Source organism: Arthrobacter senegalensis (genome assembly GCF_059091765.1).
This window is the reverse complement of record NZ_JBNHGZ010000002.1, coordinates 954,995-972,700: the sequence shown is the minus strand read 5'-3', so window position 1 is coordinate 972,700 and position 17,706 is coordinate 954,995. Positions and strand designations below refer to the sequence as shown.

Below are 17,706 nucleotides of genomic sequence, written 5' to 3'. Positions count from 1 at the left end.
GAGGGCTTGGACAGGCATCACGTTGTCTTCCTAGGGTGGAGCCAACGCATTCAACCCGCCGCCCGCGGCACCATCGCAAAGGAAGATGCACGTGGCCCAGTACACGCCCCATGAACTCGCAGACAAGCTCAAGGACGGGCTGTTGTCATTCCCAGTGACGGCGTTTGATGCAGAGTTGAATATCGACGAAGCCGCCTACCGCAACCACCTGGACTGGCAGTCCAGCTTCGATGTCGCAGGCCTGTTTGCCGCCGGCGGCACCGGCGAAGGCTTCAGCCTGACTCCGGCCGAGTCCGCCCGCGTGGTCCGGATGGCCGTTGAGGAAGCCGGCAGCCGGGTTCCGGTGCTTGCTTCGGCCGGCGGCTCCACCGCCCAAGCCATCCAGAACGCCAAGGACGCAGAGGCCGCGGGAGCCGAGGGCCTGCTGCTGCTGCCGCCGTACCTGACCGAATGCGACCAGGCCGGCCTGCTGGCGCACGTTTCGGCCGTATGCGCCGCCACCAACATCGGCGTCATCGTCTACAACAGGGCGAACGCCATCTACGCCGCGGACACCGTGGCGGCCCTGGCCGACCGGCACGCGAACTTCATCGGCTTCAAGGACGCCCTGGGCGACATCGAGCACCTCACCAAGGTCTACGCCAAGAACGGCGACCGGCTGTTCTACCTGGGCGGGCTGCCGACGGCGGAGACCTTTGCCCTGCCGCTGCTGCAGCTGGGCATGAGCACCTACTCCTCGGCGATGTACAACTTCGTGCCGGAGTTCGCCCTGCATTTCTACCGCGACGTCCGCAACCAAGACCGCGATGCCGTGACCGAGAAGCTCAACCGCTTCGTGCTCCCCTACCTGGACATCCGCGACCGGGTTAAGGGATACGGTGTTTCCATCGTCAAGGGCGGCCTGAAGGCCGTCGGCCGCGACGCAGGCTTCGTCCGCCCGCCGCTGCAGGACCTGACCGAGAAGGACATCGCCGACCTGTCGGCCCTGATTGAGGCCGCCGGCATCCGCCCGGCAGACGTCCGGCAGAACGCCTAGGTTCCGCGCCCGGGAAGCGGCCGCCCTGCACGGGGCGGCCGCTTTCCGCCCAGCAGCCACCGCAGACCATCCCCAGTCCAGAAGGAGCATCCGATGCCCAGCACGCAGACAACTCTGACAGGCCATTCGATCATCGCCGGCGAAGCCGTGACCGGTACCGGCGGCACTGTCAACGGCTTCGACCCTGCCACCAACGAAGTCCTCGAACCGGCCTACAGCCTGATCGACGCGGCCCAGCTGGCGACCGCCACTGCCGCGGCGGAGGAAGCTTTCGCCTCCTTCAGCACGCTGGAGCCGGAAACGCATGCCGCCTTCCTGGAGAAGATCGCCGAGAACATCGAAGCCGTCGGTGACGAGCTGGTGGCACGCGCGATGGCCGAAACCGGTCTCCCCGCCGCGCGGCTGAACGGGGAACGCGGCCGCACCACCGGCCAGCTGCGCCTGTTCGCCGCGGTAGTGCGCCAGGGCGACCACCGCGGCGTGCGCATTGATCCGGCCCAGCCGGACCGCCGGCCGATGCCGCGGGCCGACATCCGGCAGCGCAAGGTCCCGCTGGGCCCGGTCGCCGTGTTCGGTGCCAGCAACTTTCCGCTGGCCTTCTCCACCGCCGGCGGAGACACCGCCTCCGCCCTGGCCGCGGGCTGCCCGGTGGTGTTCAAGGCGCACAACGCCCACCCGGGCACCAGCGAAATCGTCGGGCACGCCATCGCCGACGCCGTGGCCGAGGCCGGCCTGCATCCGGGCGTGTTCTCCCTGGTCTACGGCCCCGGCGCCAGCATCGGTCAGGCGCTGGTCTCCGATCCGGTCATCAAGGCGGTCGGGTTCACCGGGTCCCGCTCCGGCGGCACCGCCCTGGTGGCCACCGCCGCGGCACGGCCGGAACCGATCCCCGTCTACGCGGAGATGAGCTCGATCAACCCGGTGTTCTTCTTCGACGGCGCGCTCAAGGGCGACCTGGACGCGCTGGCCGCGGCCTACGTCGGCTCGGTCACCGGTTCCAGCGGCCAGCTGTGCACCGCTCCCGGGCTTGCCTTCGTGCCCGCCGGGGAGGCCGGGGACGCGTTCGCGGCCGCGGTGGGACGGGCCCTGGCCCCGGCCGCCGGCCAGACCATGCTGACCCGCGGCATCGCCGACTCCTGGACCGCCGGCGTCGACTCCCTCGGCAAGCAGGACGGGGTGGACCTGGTGGCCCGCGGCCAGGAAGGCGCCACGCAGAACGCCCCCGCGCCGGCGGTCTTCGGCACCGACGTCCGCACCTTCCTGACCAATGAGGTGCTGCACGAGGAAATCTTCGGCGCGGCCTCGCTGCTGGTCCGCTACACCTCCACCGAGGACCTGCTGGCTGCGGCCAAGCGGCTCGAGGGGCAGCTGACCGCCACCCTGCACATGACCGACGAGGACCACGCCACGGTGGCCCCGCTGCTGCCGGTGCTGGAGCGCAAGGCCGGCCGCATCCTGGCCAACGGCTGGCCGACCGGCGTAGAGGTCGGGCACGCGATGGTCCACGGCGGCCCCTTCCCGGCCACCTCCGACACCCGCACCACCTCGGTGGGCACGCTGGCGATCGAGCGGTTCCTGCGCCCGGTGGCCTACCAGAACATTCCCGATGCCCTGCTGCCGGCACCGGTGCAGCAGGAGAACCCCTGGAAGCTGAACCGCCGGATCGACGGCGCGCTGGAACTGGCCGGAGGGCAGGCATGAGCAACCAACCCACCATTGCCGCCGTCGAGGTGGTCCCGGTCGCCGGGCACGACTCGATGCTGCTGAACCTCTCCGGCGCGCACGGGCCGTTCTTCACCCGCAACGTGGTCATCGTGACCGACTCCGACGGCCGCACCGGCCTGGGCGAAGTCCCTGGCGGGGAGAAAATCCGCACCACCATCGAAGACGCCGGCGCCCTGATCACCGGCCGCCCGGTGGCCCGCTTCCGCAGCCTGCTGCGGGAAATCGCCGCGGCCTTCGCGGACCGCGACGCCGGCGGCCGCGGGCTGCAGACCTTCGACCTGCGCACCACCGTGCACGCCGTGACCGCGATCGAATCCGCGCTGCTTGACCTGCACGGCCAGTTCCTGGGCGTTCCCGTGGCCGAACTGCTCGGCGACGGCCAACAGCGTGACGCGGTGCCGATGCTCGGCTACCTCTTCTACGTGGGCAACCCGGACGCCACCGACCTGCCGTACCTGCGCGAGCCCAACGGCGCGGACGACTGGGAACGGGTGCGCCGCGAAGAGGCCATGACCCCGCACGCCGTGGTCCGCCTGGCCGAAGCCGCGCAGGCCCGCTACGGCTTCCAGGACTTCAAGCTCAAGGGCGGCGTCCAAGCCGGGGACCTGGAAGTCGACGCGGTCACCGCCCTCAAACAGCGCTTCCCCGACGCGCGCATCACGCTGGACCCGAACGGCGGCTGGCTGCTGCAGGACGCCATCCGGCTGGGCAAGCGCATGCAGGCCGTGGTGGCGTACGCCGAGGACCCCTGCGGCGCCGAAGGCAAGTTCTCCGGCCGCGAAGTGATGGCCGAGTTCCGCCGCGCCACCGGACTGCAGACCGCCACGAATATGATCGCCACCGACTGGCGCGAAATGGCCCACGCGGTGCGCACCAACGCCGTCGACATTCCGCTGGCCGATCCGCACTTCTGGACCATGGCCGGCTCCGTCCGCGTGGCACAACTGTGCCACGAGTTCGGTCTGACCTGGGGCTCGCACTCGAACAACCACTTCGACATCTCGCTGGCCATGTTCACCCAGGTCGGCGCCGCGGCTCCCGGGCAGATCACCGCGCTGGACACGCACTGGATCTGGCAGGACGGCCAGGGCCTGACCAAGGAACCGTTGCTGATCCGCGACGGCGAGATCAAGGTCCCGCAGGCCCCCGGCCTCGGGATCGAACTGGACGGCGAACGCCTGGCCGAGGCCAACGCCCTGTACCTGGAACACGGCCTCGGCGCCCGCGACGATGCCGTCTCCATGCAGTACCTGGTGCCCGGCTGGGAGTTCGATCCCAAGCGCCCCTGCCTGGTCCGCTAGTACCCGCCGCCCGCTCCGCACCCCCGCGGGGCGGGCGGTCTTCTTGTGTCCCGCCGTTTGACCTCTGCCCGGCCGCGCGTTTTGCGCTGGCCCGGGCAGAGCCGTGAGTTCTGGAGGTTCCGTGGAAGGTGTGCTGCTCGGCTTCGGCGTGGTGCTGGTGATTGTTGCCGTCGGCTTTGCCGCCGCAGCCATCGTCCCGCAGAAGGCGCCGGAGATGCAGCGCGGACTGACGCCGGTGATCTACTACATCACCAATCCGGCGCTGATGCTGGTGCTGCTGTCCGAGGCGGATCTCGCGTCGGTCGTCGGCGTCTACACTCCGATCGCGCTGATGACCGCCGCCCTCGCGGGAGCGGTCTATGCGTTGTTCAGCCGCTTCCTGCTGCGGCGGTCGGCCGCACAAACGGCCGGCGGTGCCATGGCTTCCACCTACGTGAACGCCGGGAACATCGGCGTACCGATCGCCCTCTATGCAGTGGGCAGCGCAGATCCGGTGGTTTCGGTGCTGCTGGCCCAACTGCTGGTCATCGCGCCCGTGTACCTGACCGTCTTCGCCTGGTGCCAGCGGAAGGCGGCTGCGGGAAAGCTTTCACCGGACGACGGCGGTGCTGCCGCGGCTGTCCCGCTCTGGCGCACCGTGATCAAGTCCATCCTCAATCCGGTCACCGTCGCCACCGCCGTCGGGGCGCTCATCTCCGTGACCGGGCTGCGCCTGCCGGAAGTGCTCTGGACGCCGGTGGAAATGCTCGGCAACGCGTCCATTCCGTTGCTGCTGATGCTGTTCGGCATGAGCCTGCGCGGGCAAAAGCCGCTGACCCAGCGCGCCCTGCGGGCCGACGTCGCGCTGGGCTCCGTGGTCAAGCTGGCCCTGATGCCGGCCATCGCGTGGGCGCTGGCGCACTTCGTGTTCGATGTCGGCGGCGTCCCGCTGCTGGGCGTGGTCGTCATGGCGGCCTTGCCGACGGCGCAGAACGTCTTCCTGTTCACCAGCCAGTTCCGCATGCAGTCCACGCTGGTGCGGGACATCATCTTCCTGAGCTCCCTGCTCTCGCTGCCCGCCGTCCTGCTGGTCGCCCTGCTGCTGGGCTGAGCCCTCCGGCGGAACTCGGACGCTCGTGGACTCGGCGAGGCGTTGGAGGTTCAAGACCTGACGGGTCTGCATGACCCAAGGGGAGCCGGCGTGGCCGCACAACTGACGGGTAGCCGGCGGTGAAACCGGCTGCAGCCCGCGCTGCCCGTAGCGCTCCCTTCAGGCTGCGGTATGTCATCGCGCTTCCCCCCTCAGGCCAGGGTGCAGGCGTTCCTGGAAAAAGGCGAGGATGCGCCTGCGCGCGTCCTCGGCAGACGGCTCGTGATAGCCAGCGGCAACCAGCTTGGCGAGCACCTTGTCCCCGAATGTCAGCTCCGACGGGCCATGGTTGTTGAGGAAGCCGCGGCCGGCGCCGGGATAGACCTTGATGTCATGGTCTGGTCTATCCCGGCGTCGGCGAGCAGCGGCTCAAGGGGCGGAACCTTAGGCACTCCAGGCCAGCGGTCCCTACCTCAGCTGCGTCTGGTCTTTGCTCGCCAACGCCCGTGTAGCCTTCACCGTAGTCACAGCGGCCCACTTCTCGGCTTTCTCCTTTTCTTGGTTTGGGGCCTCCTTCATTGCGGCCGCGGAACCGGTTTTCCGGACAATTATCGGGACCGGTTTTCTGCAAGGTTGAGCGGTGGCGCCCACTGTCCGGTGGTCGAAACCAGACGGCGGCGCCGCGTCGTATTTGGCTGGCGGCTCAGCCCCAGGGGATGGCGCCCAGCAGGACACCGACGGCCAGCATCACCAGCGAAACGACGGTGGCACGCCACAGCACCTTCTTGTGGTGGTCGCCCAGTTCCACGCTGGCCAGCGACACCAGCAGCAGGATCGCAGGGACGAGCGGGCTCTGCATGTGTACGGGCTGGCCTGTGATGGAGGCCCGTGCCATCTCGGCGGGGGCGATGCCGAAGTGGGCGGCAGTTTCGCTCAGCACCGGCAGCACACCGAAGTAGAACGCGTCGTTGCTCATGAAGAAGGTCATGGGGATGCTGAGCACCCCGGTGATCACGGCCATGAACGGCCCCATCGAGTCCGGAATGATGTCCACCAGCCAGGCTGCCATGGCGTCGACCATGCCGGTGCCGTTCAGCACGCCGGTCAGGACCCCGGCTGCCATCACCATGGAGACGACGGCGACGATGCTCTTGCTGTGCGCGACCAACTGGTTGGCCTGTTCCTTGACGTTCGGGAAGTTGACCACCAAGGCAATGGCGGCCCCGACCATGAAGACGTAGGCCAGCGGAACGACGTCCAGCACCAGGATCACCATGACGGCCACGGTCAGGGCCAGATTGAACCAGAACAGATGCGGACGCAGGGTGGCCCGGTTGGGGTCCAGGGCGGAGTCGGTCAGGGATCCGCCCACCGGGCCTTCCTCTGCAGCCTCCAGAACAGCGACAGAGCCACCGGCCGGAGCGCCGACCGGCGAGGTACCCGGGACGGGCTTCCCGGACCCGGCTCCGCGCCTGCCGCGGCCCCTGCCAACGCCGGAGTTTCCAGCGGAGCTGCCGGCACCGCCGTCGTCGTCCCGGGCAGCATCCGTCCACAGATCGGGCTTGCCCTTGGCGGTGGCCTTGGGATTGCCGCCCGCCAACCGCTTGCGCTCGCTCAAACCGAGCGTCCAGGCGAAGACCATCACGACAAGGATGCCTGCCAGCAGGGATGGAATCATCGGCACAAACACGTCGGTCGGGGAGACATCCAGGGCGGCAGCAGCGCGTGCCGTCGGACCTCCCCATGGAACAATGTTCATGGTGCCGTTGGCTAGGCCGGCGACGCAGGTGAGCACCACCGGGCTCATGCCCAGCCGCAGGTAGATCGGCAGCATGGCCGCCGTCGTCAGAATGAAGGTGGTGGAACCATCGCCGTCCAGCGAGACGACGGCGGCCAGCACCGCGGTGCCGAGCACAACCTTGGCCGGGTCGTTGCCCAACGTGCGCAGGATGAAGCGCACCAGTGGGTCGAACAGTCCGACATCGATCATCAGGCCGAAGAAGATGATGGCGAACATCAGCAGCGCCGCTGTGGATGTCAACGACTTCATCGACTCGAGGATCATGTCGCCCAGGCCGAGGCCGGCCCCTGCGAAGAGGCCGAAAACAGTCGGCACAATGATCAGGGCTAAAACAGGCGTCAGTTTCTTGGTCATGATCAGCGCCATAAAGACCGCGATCATTGCGAAGCCGAGGAAAACCAGCACAGCAACTCCTTTGTCTAATGCAGCCGGTGTGACCGGCTTTACAGACATTAGGGTGGTCCGGGTCACGAATGGCGGTTAAACGCCCTTCAGGTGCATACTGCTTATTGAGCACGTTTTGCTCATTTAGCTCACAGGCCGAGGGCCGCACCCGGGAGGCACCATGGAGAACGGGGGCAGGCGACCGCCCCGGATGGGCTTTTCGGCCCGCATGCTGTTCCTCCAACTGGCCGTCGTGGCCGTGGTGCTCCTTCTCTCCGCCGCCGTTCTGGGCTGGCTGACCTACCAGCGGCTGGGCGAAGACGCCGAAGGCCAGGCCCTCGCCGCGGCACGGGCCGTCGCGGCGTCCGGCGACGTCCGCGCCGAGACCGCCGCGCTGGTCGATGCCGGGCCCGATCAGCTGTCCGCAAGGGCGCTGGAGAACGGACCGCTCCAAGCACTGGCCGAGGACGTCCGGCTCCGGACCGGAGCCCTGTTCGTTGTGATCACCGACGACACAGGCCTGCGGCTGGCCCACCCCAATCCGGCCGAGCTGGGCCGCATGGTCAGCACCGACCCATCGGAAGCACTGGCCGGCCGCGAGGTCACCGAACAGGAACAGGGCACGCTGGGGCATTCCGCGCGGGCCAAGGTTCCCGTGTACGCTCCCGGGTCCGCATCCGTGGTGGGCGAAGTCAGTGTGGGCTTCTCCAGCCAGGACGTGCTGCAGTCCCTGGCCCGGAGCATCCTGCCCATCGCGCTTACGACTGCCGGGGCTCTGGCGCTGGGGATGGCCGCTTCCCTGCTGCTGGGCCGCAGGCTCAAGCGCCTGACTCTCGGACTCGAACCGGAGGAGATCGCGGCGCTGGCCCAGGACCAGGAGGCGGTGCTTCGCGGCGTGGACGAGGGCGTCATCGGTGTTTCCGCGGACCGCAGGATCACCGTGTTCAACCGCGAGGCCAAACGGCTGCTGGGCTTTCCCATCGACGCGGACCTCGTCGGCCGGCCGCTGGCCGAGCTGGAGATCCCCGGCGCCGGGGCATCTGTGCTGCCCGATGCCTTGGCCGGGCTGCTGGACGCCGCCGATCCGCAATCGCCCACCGTGGAGCTGGTGGTTGGTTACCGGGTGCTGATCCTATCCGCGCGCGAAGTCCAGGCCAGCCGCACCCCGGGCAGGCGCGGCTACCGTCCCGGAACGGGCACCGGCGCCGTAGTTCCGCGTGCACCCGAACTGGGCTGGGTGATCATGCTGCGCGACCGCACGGCCGTCCAGTCGCTGACCCGCCAGCTGGACGCCGTGGGCGCGTTGAGCACCGCGCTGCGGGCACAGCGGCACGAATTCGCCAACCGGCTGCACACCATTTCCGGCCTGCTCGCCACGGGGCACCCGGACCGCGCCCAGGAATACCTCACGTCCATCATGCAGACCGGACCGCTGAACTACCCGGCCGAACAGGCCGACCTGCTGCGGGACGCCTACCTGCAGGCTTTCATCGGAGCGAAGAGCATGGAGGCGGCCGAGCGCGGCGTGGTGCTCCGGGTCGGTCCCGAGACGCTGGTGCGCGGCCGGGTCACCGACCCGCAGGATGTCACCACGGTGATCGGGAACCTGGTGGACAACGCCGTCCGGGCCGCTGTGCTCGGGAGCAACCCGGACCGCTGGGTGGAAGTCGAGGTCATGGACGAGTTAACGGAAGACGGTGGAACGCTGCACCTGGTGGTGGCAGATTCAGGAGACGGGCTGTCCGGCCTCGCCGCCGACCACCCGGCCGCCGGAGAAGCGGCCGCCGGCATTGACCAGATCTTCGCCGAGGGCTACTCGACGGCAGACCCTTCGAGAGACCACCCATCGATCAAGACCGCGCCGCCGGACGACGTGTCGGGCCTGCCCGACATCCACGGCCAAGGCTTCGGGCTGTCGTTGAGCCGCCGGCTGGCTCGGCGCCGCGGCGGGGACGTCTGGGTGGCAGATCCAGGGCGCACGTTCGGGCCGGGAGCCGTATTCTGCGCGAGGCTGCCGGGCACGGTCGAACCTGTACCACCAGGAGGGAACCATGACTGATCTACAGGTGCTGATTGTCGACGACGATTTTCACGTGGGGCGCCTGCATGCCGGATACGTTGATTCCGTCCCCGGGTTCAGCGCGCTGGCGCCTGTCGGAAGCGCCGAGCAGGCGCTGCGCTCGGCTCACGGCCAGGCACCGGACCTGATGCTGCTGGATGTGTACCTTCCCGATGCGTTGGGACTGGACCTGCTGCGGAAAGTCGACGTGGACACGATCATGCTGACCGCCGCAGCTGACGCGGCGTCCATCCGCAAAGCACTGCGCCGCGGCGCGCTCGGCTACCTGATCAAGCCGTTCACGTCGGAGCAGCTGGCGAGAAAACTGCGTGCCTACGCGCGCTACCGCCGCCTCTTGGCTGAGCAGCCGGCCGTGGACCAAGATACGGTGGACCGCGCGCTGCACGCCCTGCACCCGGCCGAGGCCGCCGTGGCGGCCCGGACCCGGTCGGCCACGGAGGCCGCCGTACTGGAGTCGTTGGCACCCGGGCTGCAGCGGTCCGCGGCGGAAGTAGCGCAGACCGTTGGCATCTCCCGGGCCACTGCCCAGCGGTACCTGTCTGCTTTGGCGGACGACGGCGCCGTCGAAATCCATTTGCGCTATGGCAGCACCGGGCGCCCAGAGCACCGTTACGGCCGGGCCGGGTGACTCAGGGCGGGGCCGTCGGCCGGTCCGGGGCACCACCGGACTGGTTTTTGTGGCCGCGCAACGGCGGGCAAAGGCAGGAACAGGGGCGGGCAATGATTGGATGGCAGGCATGACCGTTGGCTTGGTACTGGATCTTTTCGGCACCTTCTTTTTTGCCATGTCCGGTTGCCTGTTGGCGGCCCGCCGGAAATTCGACATCATCGGTTCCGTGTTCCTTGGCTCCCTGGCCGGTCTGGGCGGCGGCATCATCAGGGACGTAATTCTGGATACCGTCCCCAGTGCCTTCAACAATCCGCTGTACTTCGTCCCGCCGGTGGTGGCAGCGCTGGTGGTCTTCTTCCTGTTCCGCAGCGTGGAACGCATGCAGCGTCCATTGCTGATCTTCGACGCCGGCGGGCTGGCACTGTTCTGCATCACCGGGACGGTCAAGGCCCTGAGCCTGGGCATGAACCCTGTCGCCTCGGCGCTGCTGGGCCTGACCACTGCCGTGGGCGGCGGCATACTGCGTGACGTCGTGGCCAACCGGGTGCCCCAACTGTTCAGCCCGGACGATCTGTATGCCGTGCCCGCCATGTTGGGTTCGGCCTTGGTGGTGGTGCTGTGGTTTGCCGGGGTCTACGGAACGCTGGCCGCCGTGGGCGTGGCCGCGGTGGTGTTCGGGCTCCGTGTGGTCTCCCTGCACTATGGCTGGCACATTCCGCACGCGGCCCCGGTATCGCGCCTGCCGCAGGACGACGGCTGATCAGGGAACACCCGCGGCTGGGCGGAAGCCGCGGCTGGGCGGAAGCCGCGGCGGGGCGGAAGCCGCGGCGGGACGGCTGCGGCGGCTGGACGGAAGCGGCGGCGGGACGGCTGCGGCGGCTGGACGGAAGCGGCGGCCCTGGCCCCACGCGGCGGCCGGACGGAAGCCGCGGCTGGGGGCCCACGGACTGGGGCATCTTGTGTCGGCGCCGCTGCCCGCCCTTATGTCCAGTTTTGCCGGTGGATTTCCTCGATGATGCGGATGGCCGCCACGGCGTCCGCGGGCTCGACGGGAACCGGGGCGCCCTCGTGGATGGCCGCGGCCAGCTGCCGGTAGTACTCCGGGTAGGCGCCGGCGACGGAGCGAACCCTGCGGGTGTGGCCCGGCGTGCCGAGGGTTCCCCAGCGCTCTTCGGGCTCCTCGCCGTATCCGGCTGCCCCGGGAACCGCGCCCGCCGCCAGCGCGGCCTCCTGGCTGTCCAGCCCCCAGGAGGTGAAGGCGGCGGCCGAGCCGAGCACATGGAACCGCGGCGCGGGCAGCGCTGAGATGAGGTTTATCGACAACCGCGAGCGCACCCCAGATTCGTGCAGCAGGGAGACGAAGGCATCCTCGTCGGCGGCGGATGCTGCGGGGGCGGTGTGGCGCGCGATTTCGCCGTAGACCGTGGCGGCCGGCCCGAAGAGCGTGAGCGCCTGGTCGATCAGGTGGACGCCGAGGTCGAAGAGGATGCCGCCGCCACCGGCGACGCCGGCCGTTGCCTTCCAGGCCCGCAGACCCTCCGGCTTCCAGCGCTCAAAGCGGGACTCGAAGGTGTGGACCCGGCCGAGTTCGCCGTCGCCGATCAGCTGTTTCAGGGTCAGGAAATCCGAATCCCAGCGGCGGTTGTGGAAGACGGAGAGCACCACGCCGGCCCGTCCGGCCTTGGCCAGCAGGGCGTCGCCCTGGGCGGATGCGGGGACGAAGGGCTTGTCCACCACCACGTGCAGGCCGCGGTCCATCGCGGCGTCGGCGAGCGCGTAGTGGCTGGCCGGCGGGGTGGCCACCACCACGACGTCGAGCGGCTCCGGCGCGTTGAAGAGTTCTTCCGCCGTTGCCACGATCCGCGCGCGCGGGTGCCCGGCCGCCGCCTGTGCGGCCCGCTCGGGGTTGGCCGTGACGATCGCGTCCAGCGAGTACCCGCCCGCGGCCTCCAGCAACGGCGCGTGGAAGACCCTGCCGGAGAGTCCGTAGCCGATCACGGCGGTGCGCAGCGGGTGGTGCCCGGCCATCGTTGCTCCTAGGGTGTTCTGGTGCCGGCCGAAAGTGCCCGGCTGCCTCGAGCCTAACGGCGGACCTGGGGCTGTTCACGCAACTGCTGCGTGAGGATGTGCGCCTCCTCCAGGAGCAGCTTGCCGAGGAACTCCTGCCGGTCGGACCGGAACCGTTGTTCGATGCCGGTCAGCGACAGCGCCCAGGCCGGCTGGCCGTGCCGGTCGAAGACGGCCGCGCCCATCCCCCAACTGCCCTCCAGGATCAGCCCCGGGTTGACGGTATAGCCCCGCTGCCGGGTTTCGGCCAGGTTCGCGCGGATCTTGTCCGGCGCATGCGCCGGGCCGAAGCGCTCAACCCGGGCACCGCCGTCGTCGAGCAGCCGGTCGATTTCCCCGTCCTCCAGAAAGGCCATGATGGCCAGCCCGGCCGAAGCGATGCCCAGCGGGAAGCGGACGCCTTCGTGCAGCACAAAGGAGCGGACCGGAAAGCTGCCTTCCACCCGGACCAGGCAGACGGTTTCGTCGCCCCGCCGGATGGACAGAAAGGCGCTCTCGCCCGTTTCGTCCGCCAACCGCTGCAGGCGCGGCCGGGCCAGGTCCTCGATCGCAAAGCGGCCAGCGGCCACCGACCCGAGCACATAAAGCTCCGGGCCCAGATGCCAGGTGCCGGTCTCCGCATGATGGTCCAGCAGGCCCTCGGCGGCGAGGGAGTTCAGCAGCCGGTAGACCGTGGGCCGGGTCAGGCCCGAGGCCCGGACGATGTCCGCCAGGGCCGCGCCGGTCTCCGGGGCGCGTCCGACGATCCGCAGCAGCCGGGCTACCCGGCCGACCACTTGGGCTCCTTGTACCTGCTTGTCCGGCAATTGTCCTCCTGGCGGTCTGGCGGCCGGGCCGGGTCGGTTATGCCGCCCCGCCGATCCACAATGTGGACAGTCTACCCGCCGCTGTCCACACTGTGAATGCAGTTCTTGGCCGCCCGTTGACGGTTGCGCCGCGGCACCACTAGTCTGCCGGATAACAGCTGTCCACAAGATGGACAAGTTCCGCGCCAGGTCAGGACGAGTGGCTGCGGACGGCACTCAACGAGGAGGAAGCAATGTCCAAACTGACGGCAGGACCGGCCGCCGCGCTGGCCGGCGTACTGCATGACGGGATGACGATCGCGGTGGGAGGATTCGGGCTCTCCGGCATCCCCGCGGACCTGATCGACGCGGTGCGCGATTCCGGCGTTAAGGACCTGACGGTGGTCTCCAACAACATGGGCGTCGATGGCAAGGGCCTGGGCGTGCTGATCGAGGCCGGGCAGGTCCGCAAGGTGCTGGCCTCCTACGTGGGCGAGAACAAGCTGTTCGCCCAGCAGTTCCTGGCCGGCACGCTGGAGGTCGAATTCAACCCGCAGGGCACGCTCGCCGAGCGCCTCCGCGCGGGCGGCGCGGGCATCGCGGCCTTCTACACCAAGACCGGGGTGGGCACGGTGATCGCCGAAGGCAAGCCGCACGAGGAGTTCGACGGCGAGCTTTACGTGCAGGAGCGCGGGATCGTGGCCGACCTGTCCCTCGTCCACGCCCACACCGCCGACACGGACGGCAACCTGGTCTACCGCTACACCGCCCGCAACTTCAACCCGGTGGTGGCCACGGCCGGCCGCGTCACCATCGCCGAGGCCGAGGTGATCGTGGAGCCGGGTGCGCTGGACCCGAACCACATCGTCACCCCGGGCGTGTATGTCCAGCGCCTCGTGCAGGCCTCGGACCGCACCAAGGACATCGAGCAGCGTACCGTCCGCCCCCGCCCCGCCGCCGTCGGCGCCTGAAATTTCAGACCAGAAGGAGCACATCATGGCTTGGACACGAGACGAGATGGCGGCCATCGCGGCCGCCGAACTGAACGACGGAGACTACGTCAACCTGGGCATCGGCATCCCCACGCTGGTGGCCAACAACCTGCCGGACGGCGTGCGGGTGGTGCTGCAGAGCGAAAACGGCCTGCTGGGGATGGGCCCGTTCCCGTACGAGGGCGACGAGGACGCGGATCTGATCAACGCCGGCAAGCAGACCGTGACGGTGCTGCCCGGCGGCTCCATCTTCGACTCGGCCACCAGTTTCGGCATGATCCGCGGCGGCCACGTGAAGACCGCTGTCCTGGGCGCCATGCAGGTCTCCGCCGCGGGCGACCTGGCCAACTGGACCATCCCCGGGAAGATGGTCAAGGGCATGGGCGGCGCCATGGACCTGGTCGCGGGCACCCCGCGCGTGGTGGTGCTCACCGAGCATGTGGCCAAGGACGGCACGCCCAAGATCGTCAACGAATGCTCGCTGCCGCTGACCGGAGTGAAGGTGGTCAACCGGATCATCACGGACCTCGCCGTCTTCGACATTGACGACGACGGCGGTGCCCTCCCGCTGCGGCTGGTCCGCCTGGCGCCGGGCGTCACCGTGGCCGAGGTGCGGGAGAAGACCGAGCCGGACTTCGCCGTCGCCCCTGAACTGGACGAAGCCGCCGCCGAACCGGCCGGCGCACGGGAAACAGCGCTGGAAGGAACTCACTGATGAGCCTGAAGCAACATTTCGGCCGGGACATCCTGCTGACCGGCTGGGGGCACTCCCCCTTCGGCAAGCTGGCCGACGAGACGCTGGAATCGCTGATTGTCGGGGTGGCCCGGGAGGCCATCGCCAACGCCGGGTTGGAGCCGGGGCAGATCGACGAGATCTACCTGGGCCAGTTCAACTCCGGCATGGTGCCGCTGGGCTTTGCGTCCTCGCTGGCCCTGCAGGTCTCCGACGATCTGGCGAACGTGCCGGCCACGCGGGTGGAGAACGCCTGCGCCTCCGGTTCGGCGGCCGTGCAGCAGGGTGCCAAGTCGCTGCTGGCCGGCACGGCGCACAACGTGCTGGTGATCGGCGCCGAGAAGATGACCCATGCCGGCGCCGACGTGGTGGGCGCTGCCCTGCTGGGCGCCGACTACGAGGCCGCCGGCAAGCCGAGCTCCACCGGGTTTGCCGGCCTCTTTGCCGAGACCGCCAAGCACTACCAGAAGCGCTACGGCGAGGTGGGCGACGTCCTCGGCTCGATTGCCGCGAAGAACCACCGCAACGGTGTGGCCAACCCCTACGCGCAGCTGCGCAAGGATCTGGGTGAGGAGTTCTGCCGGACGGTCTCGGACAAGAACCCCGTGGTCGCCGAGCCGCTGCGCCGCACGGATTGCTCGCCGGTCTCGGACGGTGCCGCCGCCGTGGTCCTCAGCACCGAGTCGCCGCGTTCCGGTGCCGCGGCCGCCGCAGTCCGGCTGGCAGGGTTCGGCCACGCGAACGACTTCATGCCGGCCGAAAAGCGCGATCCCACCGCCTTCGCCGGCAGCCGCGCCGCCTGGCAGCGCGCCCTGGAAATGGCCGGGGTGGGGCTGGAGGACCTTGACCTGGCGGAGGTGCACGACTGCTTCACCATCGCCGAGCTGATCATGTACGAAGTCATGGGGCTGACCCCGGCCGGCGAGGGCCGCCGCGCCATCGAGGAAGGCTGGGTATACCGGGACGGCAAGCTGCCGGTGAACCTGTCCGGCGGGCTGAAGGCCAAGGGCCACCCGGTCGGCGCCACCGGCGTCTCGCAGCACGTGGTGGCCGCCATGCAGCTGTCCGGCACTGCCGGCGACATGCAGTTGGCCGGCGCCCGGCGGGCGGCCGTGCACAACATGGGTGGCCTGGCGATCGCCAACTACGTCAGCGTGCTCGAGGCCGTCTAGCCCGACCGGCAGTCCCCCATCCATTGACTGCGCCGATCTGGCCCTTCCGGAAGCCCTGGATGGGCCAGATCGGCGCAGTCCTTTTGGTCGTCACCCGGGCGGCCGATTCATTGACCGCAGCGCCGGAGCGCCCGCAGAGCATCCGGGCCCGGAGCTGCCGACGGTGTCATTGGTTCCTCCGGATGACGCCGGTGTCCAGCAGGTCCTGCAGGCCTTGCCGGAACAGTTCCTTGCCGCCATGGGCGGGGTGGCGGATCTTGGGCACGTCCAACCCGCTGGCGGTCACGCTCCGGTGCCCGATGTTCCCCACTGCGACGACTGCGTCAATGCTGAACAGCCGGGCCAGATCCTGCCAGTAGAGCGTGCCGGCCGCGATCTCCGGCGCCGATGGGGTGCGGTTGGACTGCGGCCGCCCGGGCTGGTGCGGATGGAACGGGTAGGCACTCCACAGCAGCGGCAGGAAGTCCAGTTCAGCCAGCACGTTCCACATCACCGTTGCCGTCGGCTCCGCCGGCACGGTCAGGACCTCCGGCGGAACCACGTAACCGTTGCCCGGGCCGAACATGCCGAACGGGTCACGCCCTGAAATCAGCGCCTTGTTGGTGAAGGGGACTCCGGTCACCGTCATGCCGCGGTACCCGGGGGCCTCCCCGACCAGCAGGACCTTGGGCCGGCGTTCCAGCATCTGTTCCAAGTACCTGGCGATGTTGTGCCGGCGCGGTGCGTTCGCCGGCACCGATGCCGAGAAGAAGTTGCGGCTCGCCGGGCCCGTCTCGAACTCCCCCAGCCGCACCACAAAGTCCCTGATTTCCTGCTGCGCCGTCACCATCCCAACCTATGCGATCAGCGAGGCGACGGTGGAACCTGGACCCGCGAACCCGGATCGCTCACCATCCAGTGGCGGGAAGATGCAGCGAAACGGCCCGGTTCGCTGCATCTTCTCACCACTCGAGTGTGCAGGGAGAATAAGTGTCCCAGTGCGCGGGAATGCGTGTCGAGTGCGCATGGGAATCATGTCGGTGAACGCTGGTGGGACCAGGCGTGGGAGAGGGAAAACCGGTGTCACCCGGCCCGCCGGCCGACACCACAGACAACGACGCCGGTGCCCGGGCGAGGAAGAATCCCCACCCGGGCACCGGCGTCGCGCTGTGAAGTTGTCAGGCTGCAGCGCGCGAAAGCCCGCCGCCCGCCGCCCAGGCGCTTAGCCACCCAGCCGCTAGGCGCGGGCGGAGTCCTTGGGCAGTCGGGCCGCCAGCTTCCACGCTGCCGGCATGGCGGCTGCCGCGATCAACGACTTCACGATGCCGCCGATGATGAACGGGTACAGGCCCCACTCGAGCGTCTGCTGCAGGTCGGCGCCCAGGGAAATGGCCAGCCAGGCCATGCCGAAGACGAAGGTGATCACGGTGCCCGCCAAGAATGAAACGGTGGCGCCCAGGAACTTTTTGTCCCAGTTGCGCTTGGCCAGCCAGCCGGTCAGCCCCGCGGCGGCGATGAAGCCCACCAGGTAGCCGCCGGTCGGGCCAACGGCGGCGGCCAGGCCGGAGGATGCATCGCTGAACACCGGCATGCCGGCCACGCCGGCCACCCAGTACAGTGCCATCGACAGCATGCCGCGGACCGGGCCCAGCGTGCTGCCGACCAGCAGGACGGCCAGGGTCTGGCCGGTGATCGGGACCGGCCACAGCGGCACGGCCAGCTGCGCCATGACGGCGGTCAGGCCTGCCCCGGCGAAAACCAGCGCGGTGTTGGCCAAGGCGGTGCTCGGGACCAGGGCGTCGGCCAGGACACCCTGTCGCGCAACGGCGGCTGAACTCATGTTTGCTCCTTCTCGGGGACATTTCCTTGCGGAAACTGTGGTCCGGTTTCGGCACCACTGTACCGGCAGCCCTCCGCTGCAAAGCCGATTATGGCGATGATTACGCAGTTCCCTGCCGGCTGCGGGAGGACT

Annotated in this window: 16 protein-coding genes; 10 read left to right on the top strand and 6 right to left on the bottom strand. The window is 69.0% G+C overall.

Going from position 1 to position 17,706, the window contains the following annotated elements; all coding sequences use genetic code 11:
• The first annotated feature begins 91 nt into the window (after positions 1 to 91).
• The 4 genes from kdgD to AC5RVG_RS09935 all read left to right on the top strand — a co-directional run bounded on the left by kdgD (position 92) and on the right by AC5RVG_RS09935 (position 5,152).
• Complete coding sequence (gene kdgD, locus AC5RVG_RS09950) at positions 92 to 1,036, top strand: 5-dehydro-4-deoxyglucarate dehydratase (RefSeq protein WP_494013723.1); 945 nt, start codon at positions 92 to 94, stop codon at positions 1,034 to 1,036.
• 93 nt (positions 1,037 to 1,129) lie between these two features.
• Positions 1,130 to 2,737 (top strand): aldehyde dehydrogenase (NADP(+)), encoded by a 1,608-nt coding sequence (locus AC5RVG_RS09945; RefSeq protein WP_494013722.1) that lies wholly within the window; start codon positions 1,130 to 1,132, stop codon positions 2,735 to 2,737.
• Positions 2,734 to 4,062, top strand: a complete 1,329-nt coding sequence (locus AC5RVG_RS09940) for an enolase C-terminal domain-like protein (protein WP_494013721.1) — start codon at positions 2,734 to 2,736, stop codon at positions 4,060 to 4,062. The genes AC5RVG_RS09945 and AC5RVG_RS09940 overlap by 4 nt, the downstream gene beginning before the upstream one ends.
• Before the next feature lie 121 nt (positions 4,063 to 4,183).
• The gene (locus AC5RVG_RS09935; protein ID WP_494013720.1) at positions 4,184 to 5,152 is read left to right on the top strand and encodes an AEC family transporter; all 969 of its coding nucleotides are present in this window, start codon (positions 4,184 to 4,186) and stop codon (positions 5,150 to 5,152) included.
• A 174-nt stretch (positions 5,153 to 5,326) separates the two neighbouring features.
• Here AC5RVG_RS09935 and AC5RVG_RS09930 read toward each other — a convergent pair whose 3' ends face one another.
• Together AC5RVG_RS09930 and AC5RVG_RS09925 are read right to left on the bottom strand one after the other, a co-directional pair.
• Positions 5,327 to 5,521 carry a hypothetical protein gene (locus tag AC5RVG_RS09930; RefSeq protein ID WP_494013782.1) on the bottom strand — a complete coding sequence of 65 codons (195 nt, stop codon included), beginning with the start codon at positions 5,519 to 5,521 and terminating at the stop codon, positions 5,327 to 5,329.
• Between the two features lie 313 nt (positions 5,522 to 5,834).
• Positions 5,835 to 7,337, bottom strand: a complete 1,503-nt coding sequence (locus tag AC5RVG_RS09925; protein WP_494013719.1) for a CitMHS family transporter — start codon at positions 7,335 to 7,337, stop codon at positions 5,835 to 5,837.
• 160 nt (positions 7,338 to 7,497) lie between these two features.
• On the opposite strand from AC5RVG_RS09925, the gene AC5RVG_RS09920 reads away from it, so the two are divergent.
• The 3 genes from AC5RVG_RS09920 (at position 7,498) to AC5RVG_RS09910 (ending at position 10,766) form a co-directional block, all read left to right on the top strand.
• Entirely contained in the window at positions 7,498 to 9,375 is a 1,878-nt protein-coding gene (locus tag AC5RVG_RS09920; RefSeq protein ID WP_494013718.1) for a sensor histidine kinase, read from the top strand.
• On the top strand, positions 9,368 to 10,024 hold the full coding sequence (locus AC5RVG_RS09915; RefSeq protein WP_494000877.1) for a response regulator: 657 nt from the start codon (positions 9,368 to 9,370) through the stop codon (positions 10,022 to 10,024). The genes AC5RVG_RS09920 and AC5RVG_RS09915 overlap by 8 nt, the downstream gene beginning before the upstream one ends.
• A 109-nt stretch (positions 10,025 to 10,133) precedes the next feature.
• Positions 10,134 to 10,766, top strand: coding sequence for a trimeric intracellular cation channel family protein (locus AC5RVG_RS09910; RefSeq protein WP_494000878.1), 633 nt, complete (start codon positions 10,134 to 10,136; stop codon positions 10,764 to 10,766).
• Positions 10,767 to 10,987: 221 nt separating this feature from the next.
• On the opposite strand, the gene AC5RVG_RS09905 is transcribed toward AC5RVG_RS09910, so the two are convergent.
• Both AC5RVG_RS09905 and AC5RVG_RS09900 read right to left on the bottom strand, forming a co-directional pair.
• On the bottom strand, positions 10,988 to 12,034 hold the full coding sequence (locus AC5RVG_RS09905; RefSeq protein WP_494013717.1) for a Gfo/Idh/MocA family protein: 1,047 nt from the start codon (positions 12,032 to 12,034) through the stop codon (positions 10,988 to 10,990).
• Between the two features lie 53 nt (positions 12,035 to 12,087).
• Positions 12,088 to 12,849 carry an IclR family transcriptional regulator gene (locus tag AC5RVG_RS09900; protein ID WP_494013716.1) on the bottom strand — a complete coding sequence of 254 codons (762 nt, stop codon included), beginning with the start codon at positions 12,847 to 12,849 and terminating at the stop codon, positions 12,088 to 12,090.
• 263 nt (positions 12,850 to 13,112) lie between these two features.
• On the opposite strand from AC5RVG_RS09900, the gene AC5RVG_RS09895 reads away from it, so the two are divergent.
• From AC5RVG_RS09895 to AC5RVG_RS09885, 3 genes are read left to right on the top strand one after another with little or no spacing between them, the layout of a single operon-like run.
• Positions 13,113 to 13,829, top strand: a complete 717-nt coding sequence (locus AC5RVG_RS09895; RefSeq protein WP_494013715.1) for a CoA transferase subunit A — start codon at positions 13,113 to 13,115, stop codon at positions 13,827 to 13,829.
• Positions 13,830 to 13,854: 25 nt separating this feature from the next.
• On the top strand, positions 13,855 to 14,565 hold the full coding sequence (locus AC5RVG_RS09890) for a CoA transferase subunit B (RefSeq protein ID WP_493978990.1): 711 nt from the start codon (positions 13,855 to 13,857) through the stop codon (positions 14,563 to 14,565).
• Complete coding sequence (locus tag AC5RVG_RS09885; RefSeq protein ID WP_494013714.1) at positions 14,565 to 15,755, top strand: acetyl-CoA acetyltransferase; 1,191 nt, start codon at positions 14,565 to 14,567, stop codon at positions 15,753 to 15,755. The genes AC5RVG_RS09890 and AC5RVG_RS09885 overlap by 1 nt, the downstream gene beginning before the upstream one ends.
• A 166-nt stretch (positions 15,756 to 15,921) precedes the next feature.
• On the opposite strand, the gene AC5RVG_RS09880 is transcribed toward AC5RVG_RS09885, so the two are convergent.
• Entirely contained in the window at positions 15,922 to 16,581 is a 660-nt protein-coding gene (locus AC5RVG_RS09880) for a uracil-DNA glycosylase (RefSeq protein WP_494013713.1), read from the bottom strand.
• Positions 16,582 to 16,971: 390 nt separating this feature from the next.
• A complete protein-coding gene (locus AC5RVG_RS09875) occupies positions 16,972 to 17,574 on the bottom strand; it encodes a biotin transporter BioY (RefSeq protein WP_494013712.1) in 603 nt (200 codons plus the stop codon).
• Positions 17,575 to 17,706: the final 132 nt, after the last annotated feature.

Coding starts and splice junctions, on each gene's coding strand:
- AC5RVG_RS09945 (WP_494013722.1), top strand. CDS start 1,130: ATGCCCAGCACGCAGACAACTCTGACAGGCCATTCGATCATCGCCGGC.
- AC5RVG_RS09940 (WP_494013721.1), top strand. CDS start 2,734: ATGAGCAACCAACCCACCATTGCCGCCGTCGAGGTGGTCCCGGTCGCC.
- AC5RVG_RS09920 (WP_494013718.1), top strand. CDS start 7,498: ATGGAGAACGGGGGCAGGCGACCGCCCCGGATGGGCTTTTCGGCCCGC.
- AC5RVG_RS09915 (WP_494000877.1), top strand. CDS start 9,368: ATGACTGATCTACAGGTGCTGATTGTCGACGACGATTTTCACGTGGGG.
- AC5RVG_RS09910 (WP_494000878.1), top strand. CDS start 10,134: ATGACCGTTGGCTTGGTACTGGATCTTTTCGGCACCTTCTTTTTTGCC.
- AC5RVG_RS09905 (WP_494013717.1), bottom strand. CDS start 12,034: ATGGCCGGGCACCACCCGCTGCGCACCGCCGTGATCGGCTACGGACTC.
- AC5RVG_RS09895 (WP_494013715.1), top strand. CDS start 13,113: ATGTCCAAACTGACGGCAGGACCGGCCGCCGCGCTGGCCGGCGTACTG.
- AC5RVG_RS09890 (WP_493978990.1), top strand. CDS start 13,855: ATGGCTTGGACACGAGACGAGATGGCGGCCATCGCGGCCGCCGAACTG.
- AC5RVG_RS09885 (WP_494013714.1), top strand. CDS start 14,565: ATGAGCCTGAAGCAACATTTCGGCCGGGACATCCTGCTGACCGGCTGG.
- AC5RVG_RS09875 (WP_494013712.1), bottom strand. CDS start 17,574: ATGAGTTCAGCCGCCGTTGCGCGACAGGGTGTCCTGGCCGACGCCCTG.